This window comes from Vibrio sp. 1F263 (assembly GCF_041439035.1).
GTDB classification, from domain to species: Bacteria; Pseudomonadota; Gammaproteobacteria; order Enterobacterales; family Vibrionaceae; genus Vibrio; species Vibrio tasmaniensis_A.
In genome coordinates this window covers 16,121-28,901 of the sequence record NZ_JBGONI010000044.1, presented here as the reverse complement: position 1 = coordinate 28,901, position 12,781 = coordinate 16,121, and the positions used below count along the sequence as shown (strand labels likewise).

General features: G+C 45.3%; 11 protein-coding genes. 2 read left to right on the top strand and 9 right to left on the bottom strand.

The window, feature by feature from the left end; genetic code table 11:
* Window positions 1-101: 101 nt before the first annotated feature.
* On the bottom strand, window positions 102-1,754 hold the full coding sequence (gene pgi, locus ACED25_RS20345) for a glucose-6-phosphate isomerase (protein ID WP_009847896.1): 1,653 nt from the start codon (window positions 1,752-1,754) through the stop codon (window positions 102-104).
* Window positions 1,755-2,080: 326 nt separating this feature from the next.
* Here pgi and ACED25_RS20340 point away from each other — a divergent pair, with 326 nt between their 5' ends.
* The gene (locus tag ACED25_RS20340; RefSeq protein ID WP_017101851.1) at window positions 2,081-2,500 is read left to right on the top strand and encodes a secondary thiamine-phosphate synthase enzyme YjbQ; all 420 of its coding nucleotides are present in this window, start codon (window positions 2,081-2,083) and stop codon (window positions 2,498-2,500) included.
* A 118-nt stretch (window positions 2,501-2,618) separates the two neighbouring features.
* Here ACED25_RS20340 and ACED25_RS20335 read toward each other — a convergent pair whose 3' ends face one another.
* Genes ACED25_RS20335 through ACED25_RS20325 form a run of 3 tightly spaced genes read right to left on the bottom strand, consistent with a single transcriptional unit; the run spans window position 2,619 to window position 6,358 of the window.
* The gene (locus ACED25_RS20335; RefSeq protein ID WP_032499458.1) at window positions 2,619-3,824 is read right to left on the bottom strand and encodes a BamA/TamA family outer membrane protein; all 1,206 of its coding nucleotides are present in this window, start codon (window positions 3,822-3,824) and stop codon (window positions 2,619-2,621) included.
* A 50-nt stretch (window positions 3,825-3,874) separates the two neighbouring features.
* Complete coding sequence (gene alr, locus ACED25_RS20330) at window positions 3,875-4,960, bottom strand: alanine racemase (RefSeq protein WP_017097257.1); 1,086 nt, start codon at window positions 4,958-4,960, stop codon at window positions 3,875-3,877.
* A 6-nt stretch (window positions 4,961-4,966) separates the two neighbouring features.
* Entirely contained in the window at window positions 4,967-6,358 is a 1,392-nt protein-coding gene (locus ACED25_RS20325; protein ID WP_009847892.1) for a replicative DNA helicase, read from the bottom strand.
* Window positions 6,359-6,533: 175 nt separating this feature from the next.
* On the opposite strand from ACED25_RS20325, the gene ACED25_RS20320 reads away from it, so the two are divergent.
* Entirely contained in the window at window positions 6,534-7,433 is a 900-nt protein-coding gene (locus ACED25_RS20320) for a DUF481 domain-containing protein (protein ID WP_371695943.1), read from the top strand.
* 200 nt (window positions 7,434-7,633) lie between these two features.
* On the opposite strand, the gene rplI is transcribed toward ACED25_RS20320, so the two are convergent.
* From rplI to rnr, 5 genes are all read right to left on the bottom strand, one after another.
* Complete coding sequence (rplI, locus tag ACED25_RS20315; RefSeq protein WP_009847890.1) at window positions 7,634-8,086, bottom strand: 50S ribosomal protein L9; 453 nt, start codon at window positions 8,084-8,086, stop codon at window positions 7,634-7,636.
* Between the two features lie 38 nt (window positions 8,087-8,124).
* A complete protein-coding gene (gene rpsR / locus ACED25_RS20310) occupies window positions 8,125-8,352 on the bottom strand; it encodes a 30S ribosomal protein S18 (RefSeq protein ID WP_000090472.1) in 228 nt (75 codons plus the stop codon).
* A 132-nt stretch (window positions 8,353-8,484) separates the two neighbouring features.
* Window positions 8,485-8,898, bottom strand: a complete 414-nt coding sequence (rpsF, locus tag ACED25_RS20305) for a 30S ribosomal protein S6 (protein ID WP_004735855.1) — start codon at window positions 8,896-8,898, stop codon at window positions 8,485-8,487.
* A gap of 358 nt (window positions 8,899-9,256) precedes the next feature.
* The gene (gene rlmB, locus ACED25_RS20300) at window positions 9,257-9,997 is read right to left on the bottom strand and encodes a 23S rRNA (guanosine(2251)-2'-O)-methyltransferase RlmB (protein ID WP_009847889.1); all 741 of its coding nucleotides are present in this window, start codon (window positions 9,995-9,997) and stop codon (window positions 9,257-9,259) included.
* Window positions 9,998-10,156: 159 nt separating this feature from the next.
* Window positions 10,157-12,658, bottom strand: a complete 2,502-nt coding sequence (rnr, locus tag ACED25_RS20295) for a ribonuclease R (RefSeq protein ID WP_017101853.1) — start codon at window positions 12,656-12,658, stop codon at window positions 10,157-10,159.
* Window positions 12,659-12,781 lie beyond the last annotated feature (123 nt).

Here is a 12,781-nt window from a genome sequence, read left to right as displayed (position 1 = left end):
CAGCCAAATATCCGTTCAGGTTCAAGCAATAATGCTTATCCGAACGGCATTAAACCGAAAGGTTGGCGTTTACAATTATTACTGGTGTTACTTAAACAGTCTTAAGCTTTCAGCGCTTTAAATGCGTTGATTAGACCGTTAGTAGAGCTGTCGTGAGACGTTACTTGTGCATCGTCTGCAAGCTCTGGAAGAATTTGGTTTGCTAGTTGCTTACCAAGTTCTACACCCCATTGGTCGAAGCTGAAGATGTTCCAGATAACGCCTTGAACGAAGATCTTGTGCTCGTACATCGCGATTAGGTTACCTAAAGAGCGAGGGTTGATTTGCTTAACAAGAATAGAGTTCGTTGGGCGGTTACCTTCAAATACTTTGAAAGGTACTAGCTCAGCAACTTCTTCAGCTGTTTTGCCTGCCGCTAGGAATTCAGCTTCTACTGTCTCTTTTGTCTTACCGAAAGCTAGCGCTTCAGTTTGAGCAAAGAAGTTAGACATTAGCTTCTGGTGGTGATCAGATGCTGGGTTGTGGCTGATAGCCGGAGCAATGAAGTCTGATGGGATCAGCTTAGTGCCTTGGTGAATCAGTTGGTAGAACGCGTGCTGACCGTTTGTACCAGGTTCACCCCAGATGATAGGGCCTGTTTGGTATTCTACTGGGTTACCTTCACGGTCAACGAATTTACCGTTAGATTCCATGTTACCTTGCTGGAAGTAAGCAGCAAAACGGTGCATGTATTGATCGTAAGGTAGAATTGCTTCTGACTCAGCGCCGTGGAAGTTGTTGTACCAAACACCAATTAACGCAAGGATCACTGGAATGTTGCTTTCAAATTCCGTTGAAGCAAAGTGGTTATCCATCTCGTGTGCACCATCGAGTAGCTCAGCGAAGTTATCGAAGCCGATAGATAGTGAGATAGAAAGACCGATCGCTGACCATAGTGAGTAACGACCGCCTACCCAATCCCAGAATTCGAACATATTGTCAGTATCAATACCAAACTCAGCAACTGAAGCCGCGTTTGTTGATAGTGCTGCGAAGTGCTTAGCAACGTGTGCTGAGTCGCCTGCTTCAGCCAAGAACCAATCACGCGCAGAGTGTGCGTTCGTCATTGTTTCTTGAGTGGTAAATGTCTTAGATGCCACTAGGAACAGTGTTGTTTCTGGGTTAAGAGGCTTAAGTGTCTCAACGATGTGAGTGCCGTCTACGTTAGAAACAAAGTGCATGTTTAGGCGAGTTTTGTATGGCGTAAGTGCTTCAGTTACCATGTATGGACCAAGGTCTGAACCGCCGATACCGATGTTAACTACATCAGTGATCTCTTTACCTGTGTAACCTTTCCACTCACCAGAAACGATACGGTGTGTGAACAATTCCATTTTTGCTAGTACTGCGTTCACTGCTGGCATTACGTCTTTGCCATCAACCATTACTGGCTTGTCGCTACGGTTACGTAACGCAGTGTGAAGAACTGAACGACCTTCAGTCTTGTTGATTGCATCACCGCCGAACATTGCTTCGATTGCAGACTTAACTTCAGTCTCGTTCGCAAGAGCAAATAGGTGCTGCATAGTTTCAGCGTCGATAAGGTTCTTAGAGTAATCCACTAAGATGTCTGAACCGAAACGAGTAGAAAAGCTCTCGAAACGCTTTGCATCTTGAGCAAATAGCTCTTTCATATCCATATCTTGAGCAGACTCAAAATGTGCAGTTAGAGCTTTCCACGCTTGTGTTTGCGTTGGGTTGATATTTTTCAACATGGTATCTATCCCGATGTTACTGTAGGTTTTATTCTAGACGTCACCAAAGTGATGAATAGAACCCCCGATTAGGCGAAAGTTTATATTTTTCTATGATGACCAAATCGCATCACCACTGAAAGATTCTTTGTAATTTTTTTTCACGACGTATTATGCCGCATATGAAGAGCGGTACCTTGAGATAAATCAGAATTAGATTTCCTGATAGCAGAATCGGTACTGACTCTAGCGCTCACATCATTAAATGTGAGCGAAACCTGATAAATTCAAGTTCAAAAGATAGCGTTAAACCACTTTTTTTCCAAATACATTATAGAGGATGGCGTATGTGGATTCAGAAGACGATACACCTACACGTACAAAAACGTGGATTTCATCTCATCACTGATGAAATTGAACAACAGATATCCGATATCCATTCACTGTCTGTTGGTTTATTACATCTATTCATTCAGCATACTTCTGCTAGCCTTACGCTAAATGAGAACGCAGACCCTACTGTTCGCACCGATATGGAATCACACTTTAATAAGTTTGTGCCCGAACGAGCCCCCTACTACAAGCACACCTACGAAGGTGATGATGATATGCCCGCTCACATTAAAGCATCGACACTTGGCACCAGTGTGACAATTCCGATTACCAATGGTCGTTTAGCTTTGGGGACATGGCAGGGCATTTACTTAGGTGAACACCGAGATTGTGGTGGAAGCCGTACCGTTATTGCGACCATTCAAGGTGAGTAACGTTAAGTATCAACAGTGAAATACCGCTTAACAAACATAATGGTAGAAAACAAAAAGGGTGACACAGTTATGTGTCACCCTTTAAAAATATAAGAGAGTCGAGTTGGTAAAACCAGAATTAGAAAGGCTGGTTTATCATAACCCTAAAGGTCCCTTCATCACCGCCTCGCGCTAATTCAGCACGTACAACAATGCCTTCAACCTGGAAACGAACTGCCCCGCCTAGGCTCCATTTCATGTCTGTGTGCAGTGTTTTGATATCGTACTCATCAGCAACACGGCCGACTTCAGCAAACGCCACCCACTGCCACCAAGGCAAATCGTAGTAGTTAATCAGTGGGATATCGCCCAGTGGTTGCCAATCAGGAAGCACTCGATATTCCGCAGAGTAGTGAATAGCAGAACGACCGTGGTAACGGCCTCCGGTATAACCTCTTAAGCGATATAAGCCACCGAGTCGAGCTTGTTCTGTTTCGGGTGGACGAGCACAATCTTGCCCTGAACAGTTGCCCCACGTAGGTGTGTCAGCGGTATAGACATCAAATGCCACGACTTGTTGGTCGAACAAGTTCCCCAAAGGACCCAATGCAAAATACTGACTGTTTTGGAATGTCCACTTCAGCCATAAGTCATCGTTAGACCAACTTTCAGCGCCGGTAGTAAACTCAAGATTGGTATGAGACCCCTTGGTTGGGTTGCGTGTGCTATCACGGTTATCCCAATCAAACGCCAAACTAAAACCTGTCGCCTGTTCGCTATTGTTTAAGCCTTCTAGCTCACGAGCCGTATAGAAAGGCGTAAAGACAATCGAACTGACACCAGACTCTAATGGGGAAGCAAAGCTCACATCTTTGATAGGTTGGAAAGCCCCTAGCAAGCCATGCTCTGCAACATTGCCCCAAGGCAGCAGATACTTAAACTCAACCTGATAGTTTTCTTCTAAGCCGTCGGCAATGGTTTTATCATCAATGGATGAATCATTATCGCCTTGAGAGCCAATGTAATACGGGTTTTCGTTAAAGCGAGCTTGGTACATCTGAGTACTGAACAACACGTTCTCAGACAGTGCGAAGTTAAAGGCTGATAAGAAACCGACGTAGCTGTCTTTATCTGAATAAAGCGCCATGCCAAACAGAGCAGCTTGAGGTTGCCAAACACCCTTTGCGACACCAGCAACCCCGAAGGTATTACCCATGGTTTCAGTACTAAAATAGAAAGGAACAAAGGCTGAATCTTTTTCTTCACTCACAGCGGGAGAAGACAAGCTGACACCGAGTAATGCCATTGCAGACATTAACCAGTGTCGAGTCGTTCGTATGAACATCATTTACTTATAGGATCCATAGTTACTTCGCATTAGTTACTTCACATTAGCTACTTCACGTACTCCATCGCAACACGCGAAGTCAGCTTGGTGACCAGCTCGTAAGCGATAGTGCCGATATGTTCTGCGACTTCTTCTGAAGGTAAATCTTTACCCCATAATGTTGCTTCATCACCGACTTTATCTGCCGCATCAGGGCCAAGGTCAACCGTTAGCATATCCATTGATACACGTCCGGCGATCGGTACTTTTCGGCCGTTAACGAACACTGGAGTGCCGTTAGGAGCAGTGCGAGGATAACCATCACCATAACCTATCGCGATCACACCAACCTTGGTATCTCGCTCACTGGTCCAGTTACCGCCATAACCCACACTTTCACCCGCTTTAACATCACGAACCGCTATCAAGTGCGAGGTCAAAGTCATTACAGGATAAAAGCCAAGATCTTGCGCTGATTTATCAGCAAAAGGAGAAACACCGTAAGAGATAATTCCCGGTCGAACCCAATCAAGATGGCTGTCTGGCCAAGCTAATAGACCCGCTGAAGCAGCAAGTGAACGCTCACCTTCACAACCGTCGGTGAGCGATAAGAAAAGCTCGGTCTGTTCAACGGTGGTTGCTCTATCAAGTTCATCAGCACAACCGAAGTGGCTCATGTAGCGCAGAGGTTTAGCGACATTCGCACATTGATGTAAGCGCTCAACAAAGTTTTGGTATTGCTCAGGACGAGCACCTAGGCGATGCATACCACTGTCGACTTTTAGCCAAACCACAACAGGTGTTTCCAACTCTGCATTCTCTAGCGCGCTTAATTGCTCTTCGCAATGCACGACTGTTTGGATGTTATTGGTCACCAAGATTGGCAAATCACCCGAAGAATAAAACCCTTCTAGCAACAAAATAGGTTTAACAATGCCACCAGCACGAAGCTGTAATGCTTCTTCAATACGCGCCACACCAAAAGCATCAGAGCTTTTTGAATGCTTGGCAATATGCAGTAAGCCATGTCCGTAGCCATTGGCTTTCACAACAGACATTACCTTGCAATGAGGAGCCTTCGACTTTATCTGGTTCAGGTTATGTTCAAGCGCGTTTAAGTCAATACTCGCCGTCGCTGCTTTCATGTAAGTCATTAGTGATTACTCATCATCAAATGCAGGACCTGCATAGTTATCAAATCGGGAGTGTTGACCTTGGAATGTAAGACGAACCGAACCGATCGGACCGTTACGTTGCTTACCAAGGATGATCTCAGCGATGCCTTTCAATGAACTATCGGGGTTATAAACCTCATCACGATAGATAAACATGATTAAGTCGGCATCTTGCTCGATCGAACCTGATTCACGCAAATCCGAGTTTACTGGGCGCTTATCAGCACGTTGCTCTAGGGAACGGTTAAGCTGAGAAAGTGCCACAACTGGTACGTTGAGTTCTTTTGCTAGTGCTTTCAATGAGCGAGAAATCTCGGCGATCTCTAGAGTACGGTTATCAGATAACGAAGGTACACGCATTAATTGAAGGTAATCTATCATGATCATAGAGATACCATCATGCTCACGAGCAATTCGTCGAGCTCGAGAACGTACTTCTGTTGGCGTTAGACCCGAGCTGTCATCGATATACATATTCTTCTTATCCATCAGAATACCCATACTCGACGAGATACGAGCCCAATCTTCATCGTCTAACTGACCGGTACGAATCTTGGTTTGGTCTACGCGAGAAAGTGATGCAAGCATACGCATCATCAGCTGTTCAGCTGGCATCTCTAGCGAGAAGATTAACACTGGCTTGTCTTGCTTCATCGCTGCGTTTTCACATAGGTTCATCGCAAACGTGGTTTTACCCATCGATGGACGCGCAGCAACAATGATTAAGTCAGAACCCTGAAGGCCTGCCGTTTTCTTATTGAGGTCGTTGAAACCCGTATCGACACCTGTCACACCATCTTGTGGCGATTTATATAAGATTTCGATACGTTCTAGCGTCTTCTCTAGAATGCTATCAACGTTTTGTGGACCTTCATTTTCACTTGCTCGGCCTTCGGCAATCGCGAAAACTTTACTCTCAGCAAGATCAACAAGTTCTTCCGATGTACGACCTTGAGGGTCATAACCAGAATCCGCAATTTCATTTGCCACACCAATCAGGCTACGCACCAATGCACGTTGTGCCACGATATCTGCATAGGCATTGATGTTTGCCGCACTTGGCGTATTTTTCGCTAGGTCAGCAAGGTAAGCAAAGCCACCCACTTCTTCAAGTTGCTCACGCAGCTCTAAATGTTCAGAGAGTGTAATAAGATCCAGAGGAGAGCTTTCTTCAAGGATATCCTTTACCGCTTCAAAGATCAGACGGTGAGGACGGCTATAAAAGTCTTTGGCCACAACCTTTTCGGCCACCGTATCCCAGCGTTCGTTATCCAATAACAAACCGCCAATAACAGATTGCTCAGCTTCTAATGAATGTGGCGGGACCTTGATGGCGTCCACCTGATCGTTGGCTGATTTCTGACTTTTGGTATCCACTATGACTACACTCAATAACTAATAATGATCGTTCATTATACCCAAGAACATCCGTTTGTAATCCGATCCTATGAGTTTGTTTTATTCTTCAGCAAGAATTTACCTATTGCTGACGGAATTAACCAAAGGTAGCATTACGATCCTTCCATTCATTCACTGTATAACTGAGGTATGCGTGTCCAAATTATTGGCTCTGAGCACTGGTCTTCTAAGCTATAGTCTTCTAAGCATCGGTCTCCTGAGCACTCCGTCGGCCTTAGCGGATGATGCTAAAGCCTCTGTTGATGCAATCCTCGACTCGATAGTGGTACCAGAACCGGCTGCTGAGCCGATCGTCGTTGCACCGACACTTGAAGAAAAAGATATGGATATCGCACCGAGTGATACGAGTGACACAGAACTGCCGAACCCACTGAATACTGAAGTCGAATTTGGATATCAGTCGCATACTGGTAATTCTGATTCTCGATCGCTGAATGCACGCCTGAACGGTGAGTACACGGCTGGCCGTCATAGAACCAGTGGCGAATGGAAATACTACAATCTCTACAAAGATGGCGAAGAAGATAAAAGGCAATCGACATATTCTGCTCAGAGTGACTACAAGTTAAGTCCGAAAACCTACCTCTATGGCAGCTTTAAAGGGGTCGATTCACGATACAGTGCTTATTTTAAGGACTACACCGTTTCTAGCGGTCTAGGTTATCAGTTTTCGAATACAGAAGAGTTTGTGTTGGAGGTCGAAGTGGGGCCGGGTTTTCGTTACCAAGAGCCTAATCTCGATGAATTAGACGACGATGACATCATCTTCCCAGAGATCGTTGAAGAAGCGATTTTCCGTGGCAATGTAAATACATCATGGCAGGTATTGAAAAATTTGAAGCTCAAAGCCGATGTGACGTTGGTGTCTGGCCACAGCAACCTAAAATTTGATACTGAATTAGAAGCCATCAACGATATTACCGACAATATCGCACTAAAAATTGCTCACTCTCGACAGTACCACGACAAGGTACCGGAAGGGTTGAACAAAGAAGATTCCGTACTGTCTGTAAATCTACTTTTTCAATTCTAAATTTGAGAGCGGGTATAACGGTGTATCGATAAAGAACACCCTCGTTTTTACTATGTAAGGCCCCTCCTCTCTAGTGCTTTCTATCCCTGCAATCGTCACTGTTCCAAAAAGCTTAAAACTCATATTGCAGACATAAAAAAACACCAGCCGAAGCTGGTGTTTAAAACTTTCAAAAGAAAGAATTCGTCTTGGTACTGAAATTACTCAGCTGCAACGATAGCGATTTTCGCAGTAGCAAAAACTTCAGAGTGAAGTTGGATGCTTACTTCGAATTCGCCGATGTTACGTAGAGCGCCTTCAGGTAGGCGTACTTCGCTCTTAGCTACTGCAACACCTGCCGCTGTAATAGCGTCAGCGATGTCACGAGTACCGATAGAACCGAATAGTTTACCTTCGTCACCAGCTTTAGAAGCGATTGTAACGCCTTCTAGAGTGTTAACGCTCTCAGCGCGAGCTTCTGAAGCAGCTAGTTGCTCAGCAACTTTAGCTTCTAGTTCTGCACGACGAGTTTCGAACATAGCAACGTTGTCTTTAGTTGCCATAACTGCTTTACCCTGTGGGATAAGGAAGTTACGAGCGTAACCAGATTTAACGTTTACTTGGTCGCCAAGGCCACCTAGGTTACCGATCTTATCAAGTAGAATAACTTGCATTATCTTAGTCCTCTTAAACTATTATTAACTATTACCGATTACTGATGCTTGTCAGTGTACGGTAGTAGTGCTAGGTAACGAGAACGCTTGATAGCGCGAGCTAGCTGACGTTGGTATTTAGCACTTGTACCAGTGATACGGCTAGGTACAATTTTACCAGCTTCAGTGATGTAGTTTTTTAGAGTTGCTACGTCTTTGTAGTCAATCTCTTGTACGCCTTCTGCAGTAAAACGGCAGAATTTACGACGACGGAAGAAACGAGCCATGGGCTATCTCCTGATCTAAATTTAATAATGCGGTACTCACACGAACTTATAAATAAGTATAAGCAAATGCTTGTAGTGAGAATACCTAAACGAGTTGAATAAAATTTAATGACCTAAAAGGCCAAAAAAGAATTACTCAGCAGCAGCTTCTGGCTTAGCTTCTTCTTCACGACGTGGTGCACGTTCTTCACGGTCATCACGACGAGGAGCACGCTCTGCACGCTCTTCTTTTTGCTTAAGCATGATAGATTGCTCAGTCACAGCGCCTTTAGTGCGCATGATCATGTTACGTAGAACTGCATCGTTAAAACGGAAAGCAGTTTCTAGCTCGTCCATCACTTCTTGGCCAGCTTCAACGTTCATAAGAACGTAGTGAGCTTTGTGAAGTTTGTTGATTGGGTAAGCCATTTGACGGCGGCCCCAGTCTTCTAGACGGTGGATAGTACCACCAGCTTCAGTGATTGAACCAGTGTAACGCTCGATCATGCCAGCAACTTGCTCGCTTTGATCAGGGTGAACCATGAATACGATTTCATAATGACGCATTTGGTTGCTCCTTACGGATTATTAGCTTCCACGAAAGGCTCGGTCGTCCAAGGGAAGCAAGGAACTAAAGAAAAATGACCGAGTTTTAAGGACGGCAAATATTATAGAAAGAACCCGGTATTGGCAAGCGGTATTTGGCTAATAATGAAACAGTTTTTCTTTCGCCATCTAGCCATCTGATAAACCAATGAGTTCTGCTATTGCAGCCTAAAAAGAAACGCTCACCAACAAGAGGCGAGCGTTAATAAATTCATAGACTTAAAGTCGTTTAACTCTTTATATAGCAAGTACCTCTAAACAACATAGAGGCACACAACTAAACCAAGCGTGACTGAGTCAAATGTTGCTGAACCTAGGTTTACTGAGCTAAACGCTGGCGTACCGCTTCGAACAGACAGATGCCCGATGCCACTGAAACGTTCAGGCTCGACACGCTACCAGCCATTGGGATCTTAATCAGATCATCACAGGTTTCACGCGTTAGACGACGCATACCGTCACCTTCAGCACCCATAACCACAGCAAGAGGGCCTGTTAACTTCGCTTGGTAGATATCATGCGTTGCTTCACCTGCGGTACCCACAAACCATACACCCTGCTCTTGCAGAGCACGCATTGTACGAGCGAGATTGGTTACACGTACTAGAGGAACGGTTTCAGCCGCACCACACGCTACCTTGCTTACCGTTGCCGTTAGCGGCGAAGAGCGGTCTTTCGGTACGATAACAGCAGCAACACCCGCGGCATCCGCATTACGCAGACAAGCACCTAGGTTGTGAGGGTCTGTTACGCCGTCTAGAACCAACAGCAGAGGCTGTTCGTGCTGCGCTAGGATATCGTCTAGGTGAGTTTCATTAAGCTGCTTAGCAGGCTTCACCTTAGCAATAAGACCTTGGTGATTTGCACCCTGTGCTTTTTCATCAAGCGGCTTACGGCCCATTTGTTGAATCGACACACCAAATTGCTGCAGTTGATTCAGTAATGGAAGAAGACGATCGTCTTGACGACCTTTAAGCACGTACGCTTCAATAAAGCGCGCTGGATCTTTTTCTAGTACGGCTTTCACCGCGTGAATACCGTAAATAAATTCGTTACTCATTGTCTCTGGTTACTCTTATTGCTCAGAGGTGAATATCATCAAACCCGATGCACCCATCTCTGTATTGTTTATTTCGAGAGCATGCATCTTCCGCCTGATACTCTCGCATTTAAATTCGTTAGACGTTTAAGCGCTACTCGTCACTGTAATGACGATAGCTTAAGACTTATCAGCCTTTGGCTTACGGCTTGCTGCGCGCTTTTTCTTCGCACGAGCTTTAGCAGCACCAGTTTTATTCGCTGGCTTTTTCTTCTTAGATGAACTTTCGCTACTTCCATCAGGTCGCTTAGTTGGTTCAACTAAAGGCGTTGCAGGTACACCCGGCTTATTGCTCTTCACCGCTGAACGCTTCTTGCTTTTCGCCTTTTTCATCGCTTCAGCAGCACGCTTCTTGGCTGTTTTACCTTTACCACGCGGCTGACGATCGGTGTCTTCTAAATCAAAATCGATTTGACGAGTTTCTAAGTTAACCGCAGAAACCTTCACTTTAACCGAATCACCCAAGCGGTAGATATTACCTGAGCTTTCACCCACTAGACGCTGACCAACAGCATCAAATTGGTAGTAATCATTCGCTAGCGCAGAAATATGTACCAGACCATCGATGTGCAGTTCCGTTAGACGCACAAAGAAACCGAAGCCAGTCACGTTGGCAATCACGCCATCCATCACTTCGCCAACATGGTCTTGCATGTACTCACACTTCAGCCAGTCGTTCACTTCACGCGTAGCATCATCAGCACGACGCTCAGTCATTGAACACTGTTCGCCGTAGAAGTCCATATCATCGAAAGTGTAGTGGTAACCACCGGTTGGCGTCCAACGCTCGCTGTTACGACCTTCTTCTTTCGCAATAAGGTACTTAATTGCACGGTGCAATAGTAAATCTGGGTAACGACGAATTGGCGAGGTAAAGTGAGCATAGCGCTTAAGAGCTAGACCAAAGTGACCCGCGTTATCCGCGTTGTATACCGCTTGCTTCATTGAGCGCAGCAGCATAGTTTGGATTAATTCACGATCTTCACGTTCGTTAATCTGCTGCATCAGTTGTGCATAATCTACCGGAGATGGCGACAGGCCACCTTCCAGCGTTAAACCTAATTCACTTAAGAAACTCTTAAAGCCCATTAAGCGCTCTTCACCCGGAGTATCGTGAACACGGTACAGCGCAGGCTCTTTTGCTTTTTCTACGTAAGATGCCGATGCGATATTCGCAAGAATCATACATTCTTCGATGATCTTGTGTGCATCGTTACGGATTACTGGCTCAATACGGTCGATCTTACGATCCGCATTGAAGATAAACTTAGTTTCTACCGTTTCAAATTCAATCGCACCACGTTCGTCACGCGTTTTCTTAAGCACCTTATACATCTTATGAAGCTCTTCAAGATGTGGTACTTCTGGTTCGTAACGCTCACGAAGTTCTTCATTGCCATCTAAGATCGCGCCTACTTTGTTGTAAGTAAGACGAGCATGAGAATTCATGACTGCTTCATAGTGCTTGTAGCCTGACAGTTTACCTTTGTCTGAGATAGTCATCTCACACACCATACACAAACGGTCGACTTGAGGGTTCAATGAACACAAACCATTTGAAAGGACTTCTGGCAGCATTGGGACAACTTGTGACGGGAAGTATACCGAGTTACCACGGTTAATCGCTTCTTTGTCTAGCGCTGTCTCTGGGCGAACGTAGTAACTTACGTCAGCAATCGCTACCCATAGACGCCAGCCACCGCCTTTCTTCGCTTCACAGTAAACCGCATCATCGAAGTCACGCGCATCTTCGCCATCAATGGTAACCAATGGGAGTTTGCGTAAATCAACACGTCCTTCTTTTGCTTCTTCAGGAACATGCTCACCGAGGTTTACGATTTGCTTATCTACCGCTTCAGGCCACTCTTGTGGGATCTGGTGAGTACGGATCGCAATCTGCGTTTCCATACCCGGAGCCATATTCTCACCAAGAACTTCGGTCACTTTACCCATCATGTTACGAGAACGACCACCACGGTCCGTAATTTCAATCACAACCACATTACCCATTCGAGCACCGCCTTTATGCTCAGTTGGGATCTGGATGTCGTGACTGATACGCGAATCATCAGCAACCACATAAGAATGGCCGTACTCTAGGAAGAAGCGACCAACAAGTGGCGTTTTACGCTCTTCAAGCACACGAACCAAACGGCCTTCACGACGGCCACGCTTACTGTTGTCAGTAGGCTGAACCAATACGTAATCACCGTGCATGATAGTTTTCATCTGATGATGCGGCAGCACGATATCATTGTCTTTACCCACACTGCCGTCTGGGCGTACCCAACCATGACCGTCTTTATGACCAATCACAAAGCCTTTAATCAATTCCATCTTCTCAGGCAATGCGTAACACTGACGACGGGTAAAGATAAGCTGTCCATCACGTTCCATTGCACGTAAACGACGACGCAGCCCTTCATATTGTTCCTCTCCAGCCAAACCCAAAGCTTCGAATAGATCGTTGCGGTTCATAGGAATATTCGCGTCTGTTAGAAACGAAATAATGAACTCACGGCTTGGTACTGGGTTTTCGTAATTTTTCGACTCTCGGTCGGCAAAAGGATCAACAGTGGTTGTCGCTGTCGTGTTTTCTGACATTGGTGTGTTTTTTGACATAGGCGGGCCTGCTTAAGCAAGGAAGGTATATTACCCCTAGTATATCTGATGCTAGAGGTAAGCTACAGATATGCTTTGGAAAAGCCTAAAATAACCTAAGATTGATACATATCTTCACTTTGT

Bases quoted from the DNA above. Each gene is read 5' to 3' on its own strand.
- pgi (WP_009847896.1), bottom strand. From the start codon at position 1,754: ATGTTGAAAAATATCAACCCAACGCAAACACAAGCGTGGAAAGCTCTA.
- ACED25_RS20340 (WP_017101851.1), top strand. From the start codon at position 2,081: ATGTGGATTCAGAAGACGATACACCTACACGTACAAAAACGTGGATTT.
- ACED25_RS20335 (WP_032499458.1), bottom strand. From the start codon at position 3,824: ATGTTCATACGAACGACTCGACACTGGTTAATGTCTGCAATGGCATTA.
- alr (WP_017097257.1), bottom strand. From the start codon at position 4,960: ATGACTTACATGAAAGCAGCGACGGCGAGTATTGACTTAAACGCGCTT.
- rplI (WP_009847890.1), bottom strand. From the start codon at position 8,086: ATGCAAGTTATTCTACTTGATAAGATCGGTAACCTAGGTGGCCTTGGC.
- rpsR (WP_000090472.1), bottom strand. From the start codon at position 8,352: ATGGCTCGTTTCTTCCGTCGTCGTAAATTCTGCCGTTTTACTGCAGAA.
- rpsF (WP_004735855.1), bottom strand. From the start codon at position 8,898: ATGCGTCATTATGAAATCGTATTCATGGTTCACCCTGATCAAAGCGAG.
- rlmB (WP_009847889.1), bottom strand. From the start codon at position 9,997: ATGAGTAACGAATTTATTTACGGTATTCACGCGGTGAAAGCCGTACTA.
- rnr (WP_017101853.1), bottom strand. From the start codon at position 12,658: ATGTCAAAAAACACACCAATGTCAGAAAACACGACAGCGACAACCACT.